We start from the raw sequence: 20,514 nt of genomic DNA on the forward strand, positions 1-20,514 counted from the left end.
TATGGCAAAAATGACAATGACAACTTATTTAGACAATTATTTAAATAAGACAATCCCTGATTACGAAATTGCTTTAGATTGGGATACGAAAAATCATACGATTGAAATTATTTTTAGACTATACGCTGAAAATAAAGAACAAATTGAAATTAGTGATGTTGACGGGGTCGCCAGTGATGAAATCATTGAATTTGAAGATGGAATCTTATTATACGATCCTAAAAAATCACAATTTGATGCCGAAGATTATTTAGCTACTATTCCTTATGAAGGGAAAAAAGGGCTACCGGAAAACCACTTAAGAGGGATTGTGGATTATTTAAAAGAGGTTTTAGATGATGGTCAAAGTGATTTATTAGACTTTTTAACAAGTGATGCGGAAGTATTTGAATTAACATGGAATACTGAAAAATATCAAACTTATATCAAAGGGGATGCAAATTCATATATCCCTTACCCAAGTTATTAAAACAGTAGTGAGTGAACGTTAGAAGGAGTAAAATCGATGAAATGGAATGAAGTAAAAGTCACAACTGCCAGCGAGGCTGTAGAAGCAGTTTCTAACATTTTAATGGAAGCTGGTGCAGCAGGGGTGGCAATTGAAGATGTATTAGATATTGAAAATTATCAAAAAGATCCTTTTGGTGAAATTTTGGATAAGGAAACTTTTACTACTTTGGCTGAAGGCGCGATTGTGGCAGCGTATTTCCCTGAAACAATTTTTTTACCAGAAATCTTGCCTACGATTAAGGACCGCATTACAAAATTACCGGAATACGGTTTAGCAATCGGTGAAAATATTGTGGCGGTTAGTGAAGTAGAAGAAAGCCAATGGGCAACCGCTTGGAAAAAGTATTATCATCCGGTTAGAGTGACCCGTTATTTGACGATTGTTCCAAGTTGGGAAAAATATACACCGGCTTTTGCTGATGAAAAAATTATCACGCTAGATCCTGGGATGGCTTTTGGTACTGGAACGCATCCTACGACTAATTTAACCTTGCAGGCACTAGAAACCGTCATCCGTGGTGGAGAAACAGTTTTAGATGTTGGAACGGGTTCAGGTGTATTAAGTATTGCCAGTTCTCTTTACGGGGCGAAGGAAATTTTTGCTTATGATTTAGATGAGGTGGCTGTTCGTAGTGCGCAAGAAAATATTGATCTGAATGCCCAGATGGAAAATGTTCACGTTGCTGCTAACTATTTGCTTAAAGGAATTGATAAAAGAGCCGATATTATTGTAGCTAATATTTTAGCGGATATTATCAAATTAATGTTACAGGATGCGTGGCGTTTACTAAAAGATGATGGTACGTTTATTATTTCTGGTATCATTGAAGACAAAAAATTGATGATTCTAGCGGAATTAGCAGAAGTTGGCTTTGTCGTTGATCGTATTTTCCAACAAAAAGATTGGTTTGCGATCATTCTAAAGAAACCTGAGGCAGAATAATGCAACGCTATTTTATTGACGAAAATTATCAACCAACTATTCATTTAACTGATGAAAATTATCATCACATTGTAAGAGTCATGCGAATGAAAAATGGACAAGAAATTTTTGTGGTATTTGCTGACGAAATGGCAATCAAGGCCGAAATTACAGATATCACTGAAGAATCGGTAATTGTGACGGAAATTGAAAAAGAAACGTTCCAGCGGGAATTACCGATCCACATTACAATCGCTTCTGGCTTTCCTAAAGGAGAAAAATTAGAATTGATTGCCCAAAAAGCGACTGAATTAGGAGCTTTCAATTTTTTCGTATTTCCAGCTGAAACCTCAGTAGTGAAATGGGACCAAAAAAAGCAAGGGAAAAAGGTTGCTCGCTTAAACAAGATTATTCAAGAAGCAGCTGAACAATCTCATCGCCAGCATTTACCAAGATTGGAAAGTATTTCGCCTAAGGAACTAGTCAATCACTTTTCAGATTTTGATGCCGTTTTGATTGCTTATGAAGAGTCAGCTAAACAAGGAGAACAAGCACAATTAGTTCAAACTTTTCAGCAACTAACAGCCGGGCAAAAATTATTAGTTATTTTTGGACCAGAAGGCGGACTGACACCTAACGAAATTGAAAAGTATCAACTAGCAGGTGCTAAGTTAGCTGGTTTAGGACCAAGAATTTTAAGAACTGAGACGGCTCCTTTGTATTTGTTGAGTGCGGTAAGTTTTTATTATGAATTAAGCTCAAGTACTGCCCATTGAAAAAGCTGGAAGTACTTTGTATAATGGGAACAATTATTTTCAGTAAAGGAAGAAATGTGTGCATAAATTAGAGGAGGACGTCTCATGGCAAAAGATATAGAATTAACTGGACCAGATGTCATCAATTTGGTTGCTGAATACATGGGTAAAGAACATGTGGCGTTTGTTGAAAAAGCCTATAACTTTGCCTTTGAAGCCCATAAAGAACAAGTCAGACAATCAGGAGAACCCTACATTATTCATCCGATTCAAGTGGCGGGAATTTTAGCGGATTTACATATGGATCCCCATACAGTTGCGACCGGATTTTTACATGATGTAGTCGAAGATACCGAAGTCACCTTAGAAGATTTGAAAAATGAATTTGGTGCAGACGTAGCCTTATTAGTTGATGGCGTGACAAAACTAGGGAAAATTAAATATAAATCTCATGAAGAGCAATTAGCTGAAAATCACCGCAAAATGTTATTAGCGATGGCACAAGACTTGCGTGTAATCATGGTAAAACTGGCTGACCGTTTACATAATATGCGGACTTTGAAATTTTTACGAGATGATAAGCAACGCCGAATTGCCCGGGAAACATTGGAAATTTATGCTCCATTGGCAGATCGTTTAGGGATGAGCCGGATTAAATGGGAACTGGAAGATACTTCTTTACGCTATTTAAATCCGAAACAATATTACCGGATTGTTCATTTAATGCAATCAAAGCGGGAAGAACGAGTTTCGTATGTCGATGAAGCTGTTGAAGAAATAAAAAAAGCTACCAAAGAATTAGGTATTGAAGGCGATATTTATGGTCGCCCCAAACATATTTATTCAATCTATCGAAAAATGCGAGATCAAAAGAAACAGTTTGAAGAAATTTATGACTTGTTAGCGATTCGAGTAATAGTTGATTCCATCAAAGATTGTTACGCTGTACTTGGTGCGATTCATACCCAATGGAAACCAATGCCAGGTCGTTTTAAAGACTATATTGCGATGCCAAAAGCTAATATGTATCAATCTTTGCATACAACGATTATCGGACCGAGTGGCAATCCAGTCGAAGTGCAAATTAGAACCCATGAAATGCATCAAATTGCTGAGTTCGGGGTAGCGGCACACTGGGCTTATAAAGAAGGAAAAACTGATAAGCAAGAAGAAAATAACGACAATCGTCAATTGGATTGGTTCAGAGAAATTATTGAACTACAGGACGAAAGTTATGATGCTTCTGAATTTATGGAAGGCGTTAAAGGTGATATTTTTGCCGATAAAGTTTATGTCTTCACACCAAAAGGTGATGTAACTGAATTACCAAAAGGTTCAGGACCACTGGACTTTGCGTTTAGTATTCATACCGATGTTGGGAATAAAACAACTGGTGCTAAAGTAAATGGCAAGATGGTGCAATTGGATTACAAATTGAAAAACGGCGATATTATTGAAATCATGACTTCACCAAATTCCTTTGGTCCAAGTCGTGACTGGTTAAGCATGGTGAAAACTAGTAAAGCCAGAAATAAAATCAAACGATTCTTTAAAACCCAAGACCGCGAAGAAAATATTATTAAAGGTCATGATGCCGTTTTAAAATGTATCGCAGAGCTAGGTTTCAATAGTAAAGAAATGTTAACGAAAGAAAAAATGGCTGTAGCTTTGGATAAGTTCAATTTTCATAGTGAAGATGATTTGTATGCAGCAGTCGGTTTTGGTGAAATTAGTCCACTAACCTTTACCAATCGTCTGACGGAAAAAGAACGCCGTGAACAACAGAAACAAAAACAGCGAGAAACTGTAGATGAAATTGTAAATAATCCACCGAAAAAAGAACCAGAACGAATCAAGGTGCGCCATGAAGGCGGCATCGTCATTCAAGGAATTGAAAATCTATTGATTCGGATTAGCCACTGTTGTAATCCCGTTCCTGGTGATCAAATTGTTGGCTACATTACCAAAGGTCGAGGAATATCGATTCATCGTACCGATTGCCCGAACATCACGAACCAAAAAGATGTTCAAGAACGGTTAATTGAAGTGGAATGGGAAGATACTTCTAATACGGTACAAGAATATAATGCTGATCTAGAGATTTACGGCTTTAATCGAGAAGGCTTGCTAAATGATGTCTTAAATATTGTTTCCGGCTTAACGAAAAAATTAGTCAGCGTAGAAGCCAAACCAACCAAAGATAAATTAGCCATGATCAAATTAACTTTCAAAATTCAAAACGTGACTCACTTATATAATATAGTGGATAAAATTAAAACCATTCCTGATGTGTATAGTGTGAAGCGAACAAATGGCTAAATCTTGTCATGAAAAATGAATGAGGAGGAAAGAGATGCGGGCAGTTATTCAACGAGTCAGTCAAGCTGAAGTAGCGATTGACGGTGAAACAGTTGGAAAAATTGGTAAAGGTTTTATGATTTTACTAGGTGTTCATCAAGAAGATACGAAAGAGGACGCCGATTATTTAGTCCGAAAAATTTCAACTTTAAGAGTATTTGAAGATGACGAAGGTAAAATGAACTTGGGATTGAAAGATGTTGGTGGTAGTATCTTAAGTATTTCACAATTCACCTTACATGCGGATACAAAAAAAGGGAAAAGACCAAGCTTTGTCAAAGCAGCTCGTCCCGAGACGGCGATTCCTCTATACGAATACTTTAATGAAGGACTTCTTAATGCAGACTTAACTGTTGAAACGGGAAAATTCGGGGCAGATATGGCAGTTTCTTTAATCAATGATGGACCAGTCACGATTCTTTTTGATACCCGAGATAAATAAAAATTTAATTGCGTTATAGCTGAAAAAGATAGCTATAACGCAATTTTTTTTATTTGAGAATGATTCTCTAATAACTATAAAAATTTTTCAATAACTAAATAAAAAATTAGTAAGTAACATTTTGTCATTGATAAATAAGATTTCTAAAAATAAAAAAATGGTTATTGAAAGCGTTTTTAAAGCGGTCGTTTTAAAATATGATCCGTAATTTAATTAGTCGGTTTAAAAAATGGACTAGAAAAAATAACATCAGAATCCCTGTTAATTCAGTTTTTTTAATTGATTTATTTTTAATAATTAATAATTGTTGAAAATAAATCGTTATCTATCACCATTCTAAAATTAATTGTTTTTCAAGAAAAGCCATGATAAAATTTATTTGTAGAAAAAATATTATTTTTATCAGGTACAGTTGCAAATGTACCTATTATTTTTAACTTCGTCCCTAAAAAATTTTTTTTTGAAATTCAAAATATTGTGATTGAGAATGGAGGAAACGATAATGGAGAAAAAAGGTGCGATTGGGCAATCTGAGACACGTTGGGATGCGATTTCCAAAGTCAAAGGAACAGCTATGTTTACAGCTGATTTTCCAGTTCAAAATATGTTGCATGGAAAAATTGTTCGCTCAACAATTGCCCACGGCCGAGTGCTGGAATTTGATATTTCTGAAGCAGAAAAAATGCCTGGTGTGGTGAAAATTCTTTTACCAGAGGATATGCCGCAAAATCAATTCGCGACTGCTGGACATCCTTACAACATGATTCCCGAAAAACGGGATATCGCTGACCGATTAATCTTAACTAGAGACGTACGTGTATATGGGGAAGAAATTGCAGCGGTGGTGGCAAAAACGGAGTTACAAGCCGTTCAAGCAGCAGAAAAAATTAAAGTCACTTATGAAGAGTATCCAGTTTATCTATCACCAAAAGAGTCAATGGCAGAAGGCGCAATGCGGATCCATAAAGAACGCGATAATGTAATCGCTAACACAAAAGTTGGCTTTGGCGATGTGGAAGAAGAGTTAGCCAAAGCTGATTATGTCTTAAAGGAACATTTTAGTACCGGTGTTCAGCAACATGCTCATATGGAAAATCAAGTAGCGATTGCTTATCAAAGTGAAGATCAACGTTGGACTTGTATTAGTTCCACGCAAATTCCTCATATTTGTCGCCGAATTATTGGTGAAGCAATGGGCATGCCATGGTCACAATTCCGAGTGAAAAAACCATTCATCGGAGGCGGTTTTGGGAATAAACAAGACGTTACGATTGAACCATTAGCAGTAGCCATGACTATGGCTTGTGGCGGACGTCCCGTTCAATTATCTATTACCCGAGAAGAATCTTTAGCCTTTACTAGAACGCGTCACGCGATTGATTATGATGTGCAAATTGGGGTAAATAAAGATGGTCATATTACAGCGATTGATTTTGATGTTTATTCAAATCAAGGCGGCTATGCTTCTCATGGGCACGCCATTGGTGGTAAAGGTGGAACCTTTATTCATGCTTTATATAAATCAGATGCTTTAAGATATGCAGCAAAAACAGTTTATACAAATATTGCCACTGCTGGTGCAATGCGTGGATATGGGATTCCACAAGTTATGTATGCATTAGAATCATTAATTGATGATGCGGCAGAAAAAATCGGAATGGATCCGATTGAATTTAGAATGATGAATGCTCAGCCAGATAATTTCAAAAATACCATCAGTAAAATCAAACAGAAAAATTTCTTGATTGAAGAATGTTTAAAAAAAGGTCGGGAAGCATTTGAGTGGGATCGAAAATTAAAAGATAGTTTGAATTATAAATCTGGTTCAAAACGCCGTGGTGTTGGTGTTGGTAGCTTTTCTTACGGTTCCGGAACTTATCCTTTTGGGCTAGAAGTTTCAGGTGCCCGCCTAATCTTAATTCAAGATGGACGTTTTAAACTAATGCTAGGTGCAACAGAAATTGGTCAGGGGGCCGATACAGCCTTCTCTCAAATGGCAGCCGAAATTTTAGGCGTGCCAACAAATCACGTGATTCGTGACTTTATGACTGATACGGATGTCGATCCTTTTGATACAGGCGCATACGCTTCTCGTCAAAGTTATATTACGGGATTTGCTGTTCGTGAAGCGGCAGAAGAAATGAAACAAAAAATTGTTGAAAGAGCTTCAGACATTTATGATGTTCGTCCAGAATATTTAGATATTGTTGATTCACAAATTATTTATGCTTATGACGGTGAAGTAGTTACTAGCTTAGCTGACTTAGCATTAGCATCGTTTTATGACATGCAGCATGGTCAATCAATCGTTGCAGAGTCTGCTGTAAATATTCATCATAATGCATATGCTTCTGGTTGTACCTTCGCGGAAGTAGAAGTCGACGTAGAAACTGGTAAAGTTGATTTATTAAGTGTTATGAATGTCCATGATTCCGGAAAAATTATTAATCCAAAATTAGCTGGTGGGCAAGTTGAAGGCGGTATGGCGATGGGAATTGCTTATGGTTTAAGTGAAGGACTGCGCTACAACGAAAAAGGCAAACCACTGAACAATAATTTATTGGATTATAAAATTCCGACTACGATGGATTTACCAGAATTAGACTTTGAATTTGTGGAAGAAATGGATCCATTGGCACCGTTTGGCAATAAAGCTTTGGGGGAAAACCCAATGAACTCACCAGCACAAGCGATTCGAAATGCCGTTAAGAATGCGACAAATGTTGCAATCAATGACATTCCATTGTCGACACAAAGAGTATTTGAACATATGAAAGAAAACAATGTCATTACAGTCAAAAATCAAGCAGACGCTAAATAGAAAAGAGGGGAAAGCGAAATGTATGACATCACTGGATACCATGAAGCAACTAATTTGCAAGATGTTTTTGAAATAACTAAACAAGATCCTAACGCGCGAATTATCGCTGGCGGCACAGATGTTTTAGTAAAATCTCGTGAGCGTAAAGAAGATTTTGTTAATACACAGTTGATTGGCGTTACTCGAATTGAAGAAATGCAAGGTGTTTATTTAGATGAAGAGGAAACTTTAGTAATCGGTGCCTTAAATTCTTTTACTCAAATTGAAAAAAATCCAATCGTACAAAAATGCGCACCGCTCTTAAGCTATGCTTGTTCAACTGTCGGAGGTCCGCAAACTAGAAATGCGGGAACGATTGGTGGGAATGTCTGTAATGGTGCGACCTCGGCTGATAGTGCACCGACGCTATTTTGCCATAATGCCATTTTGGAAATCCATTCCCTTGACGGCGTGAAAAATGTGTCAATTCATGATTTTTATAAAGGTGCTGGCTGGGTGGATTTAAATCCTGGTGAAATCTTAGTAAAAATCAAAATTAAAAAAGAAGATTATGCTGGCTATTTAGGTGGCTATACAAAATTTGCTCAACGAAAAGCTTTAGATATTGCGAATTTAAGCTGTGCAACCATCATTAAGCATGATGCTGATGTAATCGAAGATGTTCGCATTTGCTTTGGTGTTGCTGGGCCAACACCAATCAGAATGCGTCAAGCTGAAGAATATGCTAAAGGAAAAGAAATTACCGATGAGGTATTAAAGGAAATTGGAGAAAAATGTCTGTTAGATGCCAAAACGAGAAATTCTTGGCGGGCTTCTAAAGAGTACCGTGATTTCTTAATCACTATTTTACCTGCTCGCAATATTGTTGAAGCGTTGAAAGGGGAATAATTATGAATAAAGAAATTTCATTTACTTTAAATGGTGAAGAAGTCACGTTGTTTGTTGATGTAAGAAAAAGTTTATTGGAAATGCTACGAGAAGATTTCTCCTTGATTGGAACAAAAGAAGGCTGTGGTGTAGGTGAATGTGGTGCTTGCACGGTAGTTGTCGATAATGTTACGCTAGATTCATGTTTAGCAATGGCCGTTTGGGCGGATGGTAAAAATATTAAAACAATTGAAGGCGAAGCACAGATTGATGGGACATTATCTGATGTACAAGAAGATTTTGTCGAAGCTGGAGCAGTCCAATGTGGCTTTTGTATTCCAGGGATGGTAATGTCGGCTTCAAATTATTTGGGGGAAGTAGACGAACCAACAAGACAAGAAATTAAACGAGCACTTTCTGGAAACATGTGTCGTTGTACTGGTTATTCTAAAATTGTTGATGCAGTTGAAAATACTGCTGCCAAAAGAGCTGCCGCAAAACTTGCCAATTAGTTAAGCCAAGTAGGAGGAAATCTCAAATGGAAAATGATAATATTTCGAAAGTAGATGAGAATGTAAAGTCAGATGTTGCAGCAGAGAAGCCTGAACATGAGTTAAAGCAAGAAGAAATTCCTGAAATTCAAGCCAGTGTAATTTCTGATGTCGATGAAAAACTTCCGTTAAGTAAAAGCATACCATTGGGGTTCCAACATACCGTAATCGCTGTGTTAGCAGCGATTCCGGTTCCATTAATTATTGGATCAAATGTTGGGTTGAGCCCAGAGCAATCACGTTATTTTGTTAGTGCAATTATTTTTACCGCCGGAATTTCTTCAATTCTAGCGGCGGTTGGTGTTATTCCTCGGACAAGTCCTAAAATTCCGATGATTATGGGGGCCAACTTCGCAGTTATTACCGTAGTAAGTAGTGCTTTGTCAAATGCGCCAACGATTAGCCAAGGTTTCCAGGTTGTCGCTGGATCTACGATGGTTGCCGGATTATTCTGTTTCTTGATTTCTGGTTTCTGGGCAAAACTACAACGCTTTTTCCCACCGATTGTTGTTGGGACTAACCTGATGGTATTAGGGACAGCTTTGTTACCAAATACTTTCCACTGGATGATGGCAGATAACGCCTATAATCCTGGTGCAGCAATGGAACCGAGAGTTTTAGGCTTAGCCTTTGGTGTTTTCTTGTTTCACGTGATTATCTCAAAATATTTAAAAGGCATCTTAGGAAATTTAACTTTGCTCATTGCCTTATTAGTGGGAACAATTGCCGCAGGATTTATGGGAATGGTGGATTTTTCAAGTGTCAGTTCTGCACCATGGTTTGGTTTGATTTTACCTTTCCATTACGGTGTACCAAGAGTGGAATTTCAAACAACTTTAGCCTTCCTAATCGTTATGATTCTTGGGATGGTAGAGGTATCTGGAACATCGATGGGGATTCACGATATTGCCAATAAAGAAATGACTCATAAACAGTTCGGTCGTACATTAAAAACTTTAGGGATTAATACATTCGCTTCCGGTTTGTTTAATGGTGTACAACCAACAGCTTTTATTCAAAATGTTGGGGTACTGGATTTATCTAAAGTAACCAGTCGTTTTACTACTGCAATTGCTGGGGGAATGTTACTGCTAATTGGTTTAGTACCAAAGTTTTCAGCGTTGATCTCTGCGATTCCAAAGCCAGTTTTAGGTGGATTAGGATTTGCGATTTTCGGGATTATTATTGGTAGTGCAGTAAACTTATTAAAACAAGTTGATTTTAATGGCAATCAAAATATGTTAATTATCGGGATTGCTGTTGGGATTGGTATGTTACCAGAAGTTTATCCAAGTTTTTACGCAAACTTCCCCGAAATGGTCCAAATGATTTTAGGTAGTGGTATCTTATCTGGGGCCTTAGCGGCAATTTTATTGAATATGTTCTTTAACTTTAAGGATATTATTAAGCCGGAAAAAGTAGATAACTGATGAAATAAAAAAATAATTTTCAGGATTCGAGAAACTAATTTTTATTTTCTCGAATCTTTTTTTGCTTAATGCAGCAATTTTATCAGCATTAATTATAAATAAAAAAAAATTTTAATAGAAAGGATAGAAGGTAAGTTAATTTAAAATAATGTTATTTTTAGAAAAAGTGAAAACTGTAGTTCTGGCTAGTTCATTATTACTTTTTTTCTTTCAAATCAAAAATTAGTAATAGAAATGGTTTGTTGATAACGATATTATATCGTTAGCAGAGTTATGTTTATATGTATTCTTATTTAAGGAGGGGGAAATTACGAGAAAAAAGTGGTGCGTTTTTTCGCTAATTTTGTTATTTACAGGTTTGTTGCTAACGAGTGGGAAACCAAACTATGCTCAAGAAACGAGGAGTAGTGATGAAACACATGGAGTGGCTACTTTTTATGGTGAGTACAGTTATCCCAGTTCTTCAACAGATCAAAGTACTAATCAAAATCAAATAAATAAATCACTTGATGACCATCAATTGGCTTATGTCTCGAACAACGGACAAACACCCAGTTACTCTGCAAATGGCGCTGCCATTATTCCAAAAACTGGAGACAATAATTTTTTTATGTTGCAGTTAATTGGTATGGTGTTTTTATTATTTAGTTTAAGTTTATTCATTTATAAAAGGGAAAAGGGAGAAAACATATGAAAAAGACAACATTATTTTTATCAACAGCAATTTTATTAGGGATTGTAATAAATACAAGTCAAGCTTTTGCAGCGGATTATACGACCGATGGGACAATCAATTATAAGGCGGGGAGCGCTGTTATCCCTCCTGTTGATCCAACTAATCCTGATCCAACAAACCCAGTTGATCCTGTAGATCCTCCACAACCGGGTACTGGTGGTGCCTTATCAATTGATTATGCATCAAAAATCAATTTTGATACGCAAGAAATTACCAGTATTGATAAAACTTACAATGCCAAACTGGATCAAATGAAAGATGGTTCCGAAAAACCTTTGTATGTTCAAGTTACAGATCAAACTGGAACTTTAGCTGGTTGGAATTTAACTGCAAAACAAAATGCTCAATTTAAAACAACTGATGGAGATGAACTAACTGGAGCAGTTCTAAAATTATCAAAAGCTTCGGTAGCTTCAAATGTTGATAAAAAGTACACACCTGGTACCGTAGCTACGGATGTGACGTTAAAACCAGATGGTTCTCAATTACCTGGTATTACCGCAGCTAAAGGTCAAGGAGCAGGTACTTGGGTTTATCGTTTTGGAGATACTAATACGAATGCAGCCGATGCGGTCACTTTAGCAGTACCAGGTTCAACTGTTAAATTAGCCAAAGAATACAAAACTACCATTACTTGGACACTTCAAAGTACCCCAACTAACCCATAAAAGGTGATTAAGATGAAAAAAAGTAGCTGGCTTTTCGCTTTTGTAATAGGAGTCATGAGTTTTTTTAGTTTAACATCGACTACTTATGGTGCAGAAAGCACAGCAAACACTGCTAAAGGTGTGGTTGAATTTGTACCTAATTCTGATCCAACGAATCCAGTCGATCCAGAAAATCCTGATCCGAATAAGCCGGTTCAACCAATTGATCCGACGAATCCTGGTGGAAAACCCAATGAAGGAACAGCTGGACCACTATCGATTGATTACGCTTCTTCGTTTGATTTTGGAAAAAATAAAATTTCCAATCAAGATCAAATTTATTATGCCAATGCACAGCGTTATAGTGACGGACATTCAGATACGGCTAACTATGTTCAAGTAACTGACAACCGCGGAAGTAATGCGGGATGGCAATTAACGGTTAAGCAGACCAATCAATTAACGGCTACTTCACCAACTCTAAATAAAATATTGACCGGTGCGCAAATCACTATTGAAGAGCCACATGTTGCATCAGTTGCAAAAAGTAAAGCACCGGTTGCAGCAGCTAAAATTACTTTGAATCCTAGTGGTTCCGAATCAATGGTAATGTCAGCGAAAGTTGAGAGTGGTAGTGGAACCTGGGTAGATTATTGGGGGGAAGTTGAAAAAACAACTGTATCAAATGAAAATAATCAAAAAGAGGCAGTAAACATTACAAAAGCTGTTTCTCTCAGTGTACCAGGTATAACGCCGAAAGATGCCGTCAAGTACCAGACCAATCTTATTTGGACTTTATCTGATACACCGGCAAACTAACAGAAAAGAGGTGAATGATGTTGTGGCGTAAAATATTGGTAATTATTTTTGTAATGAATTTCTTTCTTTCAAGTGCGCCCGTTTTGGCTGCTACAACTCAAGATTCAACTACTTCAACCTCTAATGAAGTGTTTCCTTCTGAGGGTTCAGAAACAGTCAACCAAGCGGACTCTTTGCCAACTCAAAGCACTGATCCGATTGAACAAGCTAGCCAATCTGATGATTATTCAACAATGGCCGATCCACAGATATATACGGTCATATTTGAAACTGATACAGCCCATCTGTTTTCTAATCAGTCTTTTCAAGCAAGTATAAAATTGAATCAGGGAGATTTGTTAACGGATTCTCAAATTCCGATTTTTGAAGAAAGTGTGCAAGATGATTTTGAAGGTTGGAAAATCGGGGACAAGTTATATAGTAATGAACAGTTAAAACAAATGGAAATTGACCAAAATATTCAAGTGGTGGCACAATTTAAAGAAAAAGCGCAAATGACTAGACAAAGCTTGGCAGTCAATCAATCAATTAAAGATATTATTGCCTCTGCTAACCAAAGCAAAGTGATTGTGGTACCTAGTCCAACAGGTGATGGTAATCCTTATCATGAGTATGATGCTAATGAGAATGGTGTAAAGCAAGGATTGTTTGATTTGTATACCAATGGTCTTAATAACGACTTTGTCATGTATTTTGGTAGCAATGTGACATTGGGAGCGGCTACGATGGCAAAAGCTGTACCCACAGCTGTCAGTGCAGCAAATGTTACTTTTACAGCATTAACTGGTAAGGTGAACCAACTAACAATTACAGGAGTCAGCAATGATCCTATCTCAAATGATACAACTTCACCCACTGGCGCAAAAACTTTGTCACTACCAGCTGATAGTTTCTTTGGAAATAATATTATTTTGCGAAATATTCGCTATAGCGGTAGTAGATACTATATGAATGGTTACAATTTGAATTTAAATGGTGGTTCTTACGGAACAAGTACAAGCAGCATCTTCGGTGGAACTGATAACGGTGATGTAACAGGAAATCCAATTATAACGGTGAATAGTACTGGTAGTGGTTATTGGGATTTTTATGGTGGTAATGATTCTGGTGGTACATTAAATGGAAGCACAACTTTAAATTTTAATAATTCTAGTGGTAATCTACGAAATCTAGCCGGTGGTGCAAAAGTCGGCACAATTAACGGAAATACGGCTGTGACAATTAATAATTTAGGTGGAGAAATTACTGACAGCTATTATGGTGGTGGAGTCGGAAATACTGCTTCGGCAACAGCCAATGTGACAGGAAATGTTGTGACTAACATGGATGTCCAAGATCAAAATACTAAATTTAAGCTAAACAGTAATGTTATCTACGGTGGCGTTCAGTATGGAAATATTAACGGAACAATCACAACGACGATTGCTGGTTATGGTGCTATTGATGGTAGTAATACTGGGGGGCTAACTACCTATCCAGGTTTTATCGGTGGTTCTCGTGAAGGAAATATTGGATCTGATCGACAAAAAGTTGCGATAACCAATAATATTGATTTCAGTAAATATTCAGCAGGTGTCACACCGTTTTCTGGTGGAAATAATGTAAAAGGAACGATTACTGGGTCAATTAAAAATACAGTTCGCGCTGGCCAAAGAAATAAAGGTGCTCTGGCAGGCGTTTATGGTGGCGGTAGTCGAAATATTACTACATTAAGTGCAGCTAAGCTTGGAACTTCAAATGCAGTTATTAATAGTGCAAATGATAATTTTGATAGTTTAACTAAGGAGCAACGTAAAGCGAAGGCAGAATCTGCTGCTGACTTCAAAGTATACGGGAATATTGACTTGAATGTTCTAGGCGGTTGCGTCAGTTTAGACACTGATCCTAGTTATACTAGAGCAGCCGGTTATGGTGGATATATTGAAGGAGACACTTCTGTTACTTTAGGAACACTCACTGCTGATAAAAGTGTTGGAGGAGATGGTTTGGTTTATTCAAACTATACGGCAGCCTATAACTTAAATAATTTGTCATATGACAAAACAAAAAATACAAGAAGCTATTTTACTGGCTATGATGTAGTCGGTGGTGGTGGAACTCCTGGAGATAGCTGGTCTATCTACATCTACGGTCATACAAAAGTAACAATGAATAATGTAGTTGCACGTTGGACATACGGTGGAAACTTTTCTGGTGTAGTCGATGCACCAACAAATAGTAGTAACTATGCTTCAGAATATGTGATGAATGCCGGAATTGCCGATACTACCGAAGGAACTGGCTATATCGCACAGAGAACTTACGGTTCTTCCCATACGCAAATTAATTATGGACAAGTCGACTGGTTTACCTCTGGTGGTGGCTGGGGTGACTGGAAGCAGTATGGTGATGCTTCTGTTGAATTTGTCAGTGGTATCCATAATGGGACAGTTGGGGGTACTTATGGCTATTCTGGCGTTGCCAACCATGTGATTGATGGCAATGTTTCAGTATCGATTTTAGGCGGCGATTTTTCGGGAAGCCCAAGTCATACCAGCGATAAAGCTTTCTCAGCAGGTCCATCTAATCAGGGGACAATTACTGGTGATGCCACGCTGACTTTAGATTTGCGAACAGTCAATGGAAAAACTTTTGTTCCACCACCTAAAGTCGAAATTACTGCTGGTCGTCACGCCAGTGCTATTAATAATTATATTAAGTTAGGAAAAACTGGCAGTAAGGTTAACTTAAATATCTATGCTAATAAAGATTCAGGCGATGTATTGAAAGGTGCAACAATTTTTGGTGATGGTGGAAATACAGCCAGCGATAGCCAAATGTCTGATGTGAATATCAATATTGATGCCCCTGATTCAACAATTGGAACTTTATACGCAACACAATATAGTAATGTTGCTAGCGATGCGTTATTACGCAACGTGAATGTCAAAATCCAAAGAATAAAATCAATCAGTGGTATTTCAGGTGGGAATCAAACTGATAACATCACCAACTTAGTCGCTAGCAACAGCGCAGCCAAAAATATTCATTCAAATTTTCAAATTGGTCAACAAGTTTCTGATACGAGTGAATTTCAAACAACGCCTATTTTGATAAGCGGTGTAGGTTTAATTAATTTTACTAGTTTGGATATTGATAATAAAACCATTTTAACTGCGACTACTGGAAATATAAAAAATGGTGCCAATGCAACTGTGGCAAGTCATAGTACTACGTATAACAACTTTGGTGATATTACTTTACATGATGGGTCTGGTTTAGGAATTTTGACAAATACAGCCTTCATTTCAGCGGGGAAATTATCCATTAACGGAGAAAATTCTTTGGAGTCACCTGAAGGTAAAGGGAAAGTTAATATTAGCGATATTAACTTTAGTGATCCTACTAATGCACGACTTACATGGATTAAGAATTCAACCACCAACACGATGACTACTCAAACAGGTAGCTGGTTTGGTAAACAAAGTTCCTATCAAGTATTAACAATTAATCCGACGGGAAAAAATGCTGAAAAAATTTCTCCATTGAATTTCAAAGGTATTGAAAAAACAACTGGTAAAACTTTTATTGGTGATAATGACATTACAAATTCTCAAGAAGGTTATGGATTGATGCTTCCTGGAGCAGTGTATGACTATCAAGTGAATACGCCAATTGCTGAGGGAAAAGGATTTATTGAGCACAATGTTGCACAAGTAACAGCTGATAATAAACCTATTTTACAAGTTTGGGGTTCTGAGGTGGCAAACACACCTGTAACTAAAGGAAGATTGGTAGTTCCAGCAGTAAATAAAATATTGCCGACGTTAACTTTTTCACCAGATAAGAGTTCGTTTTCTTGGCTGTATAGTGGCGAAGTTGTTTCTACAAAAGTTGGTAGCAGTAGTCAAATTTTTACTGAACAAAAAAATAGTGATCCTGTTACTTGGACATCAGCCGATGGTGAATATAGTTACACAATCAATATAAATTACTCAAATAAGGCTGAAGTGACTGCTAAAAATGCAATTATCACAGAGAAACAAGCAGCTGCAATTCAAACAAAAGAGGATGTTGTTAAATTAATGACAGCTAGTGGGCGCCCTAATTTACAAAGTAATTTGGATGATCAACTTCTGGCATTGATCAAGCAGCCTCTTGCACAAGATCAATTGAGTCGTGTGCATGATATTCGTTTTTCAACTGGTACTTCAACAGTCAACCAAGCTACACAGGATGTGCAATTGACTGTGGTAAAAGATGATAGTTCGATTGCTCCAGATGGCTCTTTTGCAATTGTTGCTCAAGACATTCAGTTAAAACTAGTGGATGCGAATAATTTGGCTAATCTTGAGGCACTGAACCAATTAACTAAAGCTAGTGTAATTTTTGCTGATGGACGTAGTAGTCAGGTGCCTAGCCTTCCTCAAGCAACTTTTGACGAAGTGAAAGGCGCCAGCGATGCAAAAACCGTTATTGCTAATTATACTTTTAGTGATTCAGGTCAAAGTGCAACCAAAGATGTAAATATCAGCATTTTAGGTACATTATCTTTGAACGAAGTACCTTCTAAAGTTGATTTTGGTGCCCAAAAAGTAAGTAATACGGTTAAAACTTATACACCAACTGTTACAGGTGCATTAAAAGTTAAAGATACTCGCGGTGTGGACAAGCAACCGTGGCGATTAACTTTAAGAGAATCAGATAAACTAACCGATGGTAGCAATGATTTAAGTGGATTATTTAACTACACGAACAATCAAGGGACCGTTCAAATAACCGATCAAAATATACCGGTCGAAGAAAGATCAGCGCAATCAAATGATGTAATTGATATTACCCAACAGTGGGATACTTCTTATGGTTTGCATTTGACTGTACCGGTAGAAAAACAATTAATAGGTGATTATCAAGGAACGTTAACATGGAGTTTAGAAAATGTTCCTGGAAATAATCCATAATAAAGGAGATTTTAAAAATGAAAAGAACAGCAAAATTATTATTAGCATCTATGGCTTTAGGTGCAGTTGTAGTGGCACCGATTAGCACTTTCGCAGCAGATGGTGGAAATTATGATTCTAAAGGAACAATCACATTTCAACCTGGGACGGATCCAACAAATCCAGTAGATCCAACGAACCCAACAAATCCTGTGCAACCGACAGATCCAACTGATCCAACTGGTCCTAAACCAGGTACAAATGGACCTTTGTCTATTGATTTTGCTTCAAGTTTTGATTTTGGTACACAAAAAATTACTTCTCAAGACAAAACTTATAACGCTCAAGCCCAAAAATATTATGAAATAGACAGTGATGGGAAAACTTCTACCACAGTTAAAGAAGGTCCGAACTATGTTCAAGTTTCTGATAATCGTGGAACTGAAACTGGTTGGAGCTTGAACGTTACTCAAGACGCTCAATTTACTTCAAGTAACAGTCATGTTTTAGAAGGTGCAGTAATTACACTTAATAACGGAAATGTTGTGAGTGCTTCAAAATCAGCTAAACCAACTGGAACTACAAAAGTGAGTTTGACACCGGGAGCTGCTTCAACAATGATGTCAGCTAAATTAAATGAAGGTGCTGGAACTTATTTATTAGATTGGGGAACGGATGCGACAACTGGTGCAGAAAGTGTTCAATTGAAAGTTCCAGGATCAACAACCAAATATGCAGAAAAGTATAATACAACATTAAAATGGGCACTTTTAGACACACCAGGAAATTAAAAGTGTCAATGAACTAATTATTTTGAATATAGGTGGACGTAGGAATTAAATTTTTAATTTATTTCCCACGTCCCTTTGCTGTAAGGAAGGACAAATTCATGAAAAAGAAAAATATATTGTTGACTCTATTTTTATTTGTTTCGGTATTGATGTTAAATACTGTGAAATCGTATGCGAATGAATTCGGTTTTGCAGTTGAACCACAAATTCCTGAAAATCAAATAGATAAATCAAAAACATATTATGATTTGCAACTAGATCCAGGACAAGCGCAACAATTAAGTGTACACCTAGTAAATGATACGGATAATCCAGTCAAAGTGGAGGCCACTATTAAAAGTGCGACAACTAACTCAAACGTAGTGGTTGAATATGGCCCAAACAAACTTAAAGCTGATAAAAGTTTAAAATATAATCTGGCTGACTATGCAAAAATGCCCAATACCATAGATATTCCAGCCAAAAGTACTTTAGACGTACCGATTGATGTGACAATGCCGAGTGAAAATTTTGATGGGGTCATGGCAGGTGGTATCACCTTTAAAGAAATTAAAAAAGATAATAAAACAGCCGATAGCAGTAATGATAAAGGGCTGGCTATTCAAAACGAATATTCTTATGTAGTAGCTTTATTGTTAAGAGAAAATACGAATGAAGTAGCTCCTAACTTAAAATTACATACAGTAAAAGCAAGTCAAGTCAATGCCAGAAATGTTATCTTGGCTAATGTTCAAAATGATCAGGCAACCTATATTAATCAAGTAGCGATTGATGCCCAAATCACTGAAAAAGGTAAATCAAAAGTTTTATATAAAAAAAGCGCAGAAAACCTACAAATTGCCCCAAATACTAATTTTGATTTTCCGGTATCTTTAAATGGGAAATCACTAAAAGCTGGTACTTATCATTTAAAAATGATTGTGAATGGCAATCAACTAGCAGAGGGCCAATTTGTTAGAACTGGCGAAGATAAAAAAGAAATCCACTACAGTAATCAATGGATTCTTGAAAAGGACTTTACTATCAAAGCTGAAACTGCTAAAAAATTGAATGCTAAAGATGTCTCCATCAAGAAAGATTACACATGGCTTTATATTTTAATTGGTATTTTATTGCTTTTACTAGTAATTATCCTTATTTGGGTGATTCGGAGAAGGAAAAAAAAGAATGACGAAGAAGCAGAAAAAGTCGAATAATTTATATAAAATAATTATCCTGTTGTTGTTATATGCAGGTACTTTTATGTTGTTTTTTCCGCTGTTTAAAAAAAGTTTTATTGTATATGAAGCTACGACGGCTCAGTTTAAAGAGGTGACGCAGCTAACTAAAGTTGCTAAAATCCCTTTTGAACCAGTAGATGCAATTAGTTTTAAAGAAACTTTAGCTGCAGTGAATCAACCTGACTTTTCTTCAATTGGTAGTCTGCAGATTGATTCATTGCAGTTAATTACGCCTATTTTTGCAGGATTAGATCAGACGCAAATGATTTATGGAGCAGGGTCCATGTATCCGGCCCGCAACCCAGCAAAAGAAAATTTGGTTTTGCTGGGTCACCATTTAGGTGTCGGTGATATTTTATTCGGTCGATTGAATAACATTAAAAAAAATGCTGAGATTCGGCTGCGATATTTAGGGAAATATTATACTTATCAAGTTTTCGAAAAAAAAGAAATTAATGAAACAGATTTAAATGTATTAAGAACGCAAAACAAAGCAATGCTGACTCTGATTACTTGTGATCAGCCGACAGCAACAAATAAAAGAATAATTGTCCAGGCCAAACTTGTAAATAATAAGAAAAATACCATTAAAAAAATCGAAAAGAAAGCAAATAAATGGAAATTAATCAGAAAAAACGTTAAATTCAAATGGGTTTGGTTGCCGATGATTGCTTTTTTTGGAATCAATACAATTTTAAGCTGGTTCATTATAAAGAAGGTGTAAGG

Annotated in this window: 16 protein-coding genes; all 16 read left to right on the top strand. The window is 36.8% G+C overall.

What is annotated here, in order from left to right; all coding sequences use genetic code 11:
- The first annotated feature begins 1 nt into the window (after position 1).
- The 16 genes from ID741_RS07125 to ID741_RS07200 all read left to right on the top strand — a co-directional run bounded on the left by ID741_RS07125 (position 2) and on the right by ID741_RS07200 (position 20,512).
- Positions 2–469 carry a DUF3013 family protein gene (locus tag ID741_RS07125; RefSeq protein WP_438719535.1) on the top strand — a complete coding sequence of 156 codons (468 nt, stop codon included), beginning with the start codon at positions 2–4 and terminating at the stop codon, positions 467–469.
- Positions 470–505: 36 nt separating this feature from the next.
- Entirely contained in the window at positions 506–1,453 is a 948-nt protein-coding gene (prmA, locus tag ID741_RS07130) for a 50S ribosomal protein L11 methyltransferase (protein ID WP_438719536.1), read from the top strand.
- Positions 1,453–2,208 carry a 16S rRNA (uracil(1498)-N(3))-methyltransferase gene (locus tag ID741_RS07135; protein WP_438719537.1) on the top strand — a complete coding sequence of 252 codons (756 nt, stop codon included), beginning with the start codon at positions 1,453–1,455 and terminating at the stop codon, positions 2,206–2,208. Before prmA ends, ID741_RS07135 begins: the two co-directional genes overlap by 1 nt.
- Before the next feature lie 84 nt (positions 2,209–2,292).
- Positions 2,293–4,506 carry a RelA/SpoT family protein gene (locus ID741_RS07140; protein WP_218326244.1) on the top strand — a complete coding sequence of 738 codons (2,214 nt, stop codon included), beginning with the start codon at positions 2,293–2,295 and terminating at the stop codon, positions 4,504–4,506.
- Between the two features lie 34 nt (positions 4,507–4,540).
- Positions 4,541–4,987 (top strand): D-aminoacyl-tRNA deacylase, encoded by a 447-nt coding sequence (gene dtd / locus ID741_RS07145; RefSeq protein ID WP_438719538.1) that lies wholly within the window; start codon positions 4,541–4,543, stop codon positions 4,985–4,987.
- Between the two features lie 502 nt (positions 4,988–5,489).
- The gene (xdhA, locus tag ID741_RS07150) at positions 5,490–7,808 is read left to right on the top strand and encodes a xanthine dehydrogenase subunit XdhA (RefSeq protein ID WP_438719539.1); all 2,319 of its coding nucleotides are present in this window, start codon (positions 5,490–5,492) and stop codon (positions 7,806–7,808) included.
- Between the two features lie 18 nt (positions 7,809–7,826).
- Positions 7,827–8,696 carry a xanthine dehydrogenase subunit XdhB gene (gene xdhB / locus ID741_RS07155; protein ID WP_438719540.1) on the top strand — a complete coding sequence of 290 codons (870 nt, stop codon included), beginning with the start codon at positions 7,827–7,829 and terminating at the stop codon, positions 8,694–8,696.
- Between the two features lie 2 nt (positions 8,697–8,698).
- Positions 8,699–9,187 (top strand): xanthine dehydrogenase subunit XdhC, encoded by a 489-nt coding sequence (gene xdhC / locus ID741_RS07160; RefSeq protein WP_218326236.1) that lies wholly within the window; start codon positions 8,699–8,701, stop codon positions 9,185–9,187.
- Positions 9,188–9,213: 26 nt separating this feature from the next.
- A complete protein-coding gene (locus ID741_RS07165; RefSeq protein WP_438719541.1) occupies positions 9,214–10,656 on the top strand; it encodes a uracil-xanthine permease family protein in 1,443 nt (480 codons plus the stop codon).
- Positions 10,657–11,080: 424 nt separating this feature from the next.
- A complete protein-coding gene (locus ID741_RS07170) occupies positions 11,081–11,350 on the top strand; it encodes an LPXTG cell wall anchor domain-containing protein (RefSeq protein ID WP_438719542.1) in 270 nt (89 codons plus the stop codon).
- A complete protein-coding gene (locus tag ID741_RS07175; protein ID WP_438719543.1) occupies positions 11,347–12,060 on the top strand; it encodes a WxL domain-containing protein in 714 nt (237 codons plus the stop codon). Before ID741_RS07170 ends, ID741_RS07175 begins: the two co-directional genes overlap by 4 nt.
- A gap of 54 nt (positions 12,061–12,114) precedes the next feature.
- Positions 12,115–12,858, top strand: coding sequence for a WxL domain-containing protein (locus ID741_RS07180; protein WP_438719544.1), 744 nt, complete (start codon positions 12,115–12,117; stop codon positions 12,856–12,858).
- A 17-nt stretch (positions 12,859–12,875) separates the two neighbouring features.
- Positions 12,876–17,798: a beta strand repeat-containing protein gene (locus ID741_RS07185; RefSeq protein WP_438719545.1), complete on the top strand. Its 4,923-nt coding sequence runs from the start codon at positions 12,876–12,878 to the stop codon at positions 17,796–17,798.
- Positions 17,799–17,815: 17 nt separating this feature from the next.
- Positions 17,816–18,568 (top strand): WxL domain-containing protein, encoded by a 753-nt coding sequence (locus ID741_RS07190; RefSeq protein WP_218326229.1) that lies wholly within the window; start codon positions 17,816–17,818, stop codon positions 18,566–18,568.
- A gap of 98 nt (positions 18,569–18,666) precedes the next feature.
- Positions 18,667–19,764, top strand: coding sequence for a DUF916 and DUF3324 domain-containing protein (locus tag ID741_RS07195; protein ID WP_438719546.1), 1,098 nt, complete (start codon positions 18,667–18,669; stop codon positions 19,762–19,764).
- Positions 19,736–20,512: a class A sortase gene (locus tag ID741_RS07200; protein WP_438719547.1), complete on the top strand. Its 777-nt coding sequence runs from the start codon at positions 19,736–19,738 to the stop codon at positions 20,510–20,512. Before ID741_RS07195 ends, ID741_RS07200 begins: the two co-directional genes overlap by 29 nt.
- Positions 20,513–20,514: the final 2 nt, after the last annotated feature.

Source organism: Enterococcus sp. AZ103 (assembly GCF_051714685.1).
GTDB lineage: Bacteria > Bacillota > Bacilli > Lactobacillales > Enterococcaceae > Enterococcus_A > Enterococcus_A alishanensis.

What these genes read in the sequence shown, in the direction of transcription:
- ID741_RS07125 (WP_438719535.1), top strand. Translation starts at nt 2, where the DNA reads ATGGCAAAAATGACAATGACAACTTATTTAGACAATTATTTAAATAAG.
- prmA (WP_438719536.1), top strand. Translation starts at nt 506, where the DNA reads ATGAAATGGAATGAAGTAAAAGTCACAACTGCCAGCGAGGCTGTAGAA.
- ID741_RS07135 (WP_438719537.1), top strand. Translation starts at nt 1,453, where the DNA reads ATGCAACGCTATTTTATTGACGAAAATTATCAACCAACTATTCATTTA.
- ID741_RS07140 (WP_218326244.1), top strand. Translation starts at nt 2,293, where the DNA reads ATGGCAAAAGATATAGAATTAACTGGACCAGATGTCATCAATTTGGTT.
- dtd (WP_438719538.1), top strand. Translation starts at nt 4,541, where the DNA reads ATGCGGGCAGTTATTCAACGAGTCAGTCAAGCTGAAGTAGCGATTGAC.
- xdhA (WP_438719539.1), top strand. Translation starts at nt 5,490, where the DNA reads ATGGAGAAAAAAGGTGCGATTGGGCAATCTGAGACACGTTGGGATGCG.
- xdhB (WP_438719540.1), top strand. Translation starts at nt 7,827, where the DNA reads ATGTATGACATCACTGGATACCATGAAGCAACTAATTTGCAAGATGTT.
- xdhC (WP_218326236.1), top strand. Translation starts at nt 8,699, where the DNA reads ATGAATAAAGAAATTTCATTTACTTTAAATGGTGAAGAAGTCACGTTG.
- ID741_RS07165 (WP_438719541.1), top strand. Translation starts at nt 9,214, where the DNA reads ATGGAAAATGATAATATTTCGAAAGTAGATGAGAATGTAAAGTCAGAT.
- ID741_RS07175 (WP_438719543.1), top strand. Translation starts at nt 11,347, where the DNA reads ATGAAAAAGACAACATTATTTTTATCAACAGCAATTTTATTAGGGATT.
- ID741_RS07180 (WP_438719544.1), top strand. Translation starts at nt 12,115, where the DNA reads ATGAGTTTTTTTAGTTTAACATCGACTACTTATGGTGCAGAAAGCACA.
- ID741_RS07185 (WP_438719545.1), top strand. Translation starts at nt 12,876, where the DNA reads ATGTTGTGGCGTAAAATATTGGTAATTATTTTTGTAATGAATTTCTTT.
- ID741_RS07190 (WP_218326229.1), top strand. Translation starts at nt 17,816, where the DNA reads ATGAAAAGAACAGCAAAATTATTATTAGCATCTATGGCTTTAGGTGCA.
- ID741_RS07195 (WP_438719546.1), top strand. Translation starts at nt 18,667, where the DNA reads ATGAAAAAGAAAAATATATTGTTGACTCTATTTTTATTTGTTTCGGTA.
- ID741_RS07200 (WP_438719547.1), top strand. Translation starts at nt 19,736, where the DNA reads ATGACGAAGAAGCAGAAAAAGTCGAATAATTTATATAAAATAATTATC.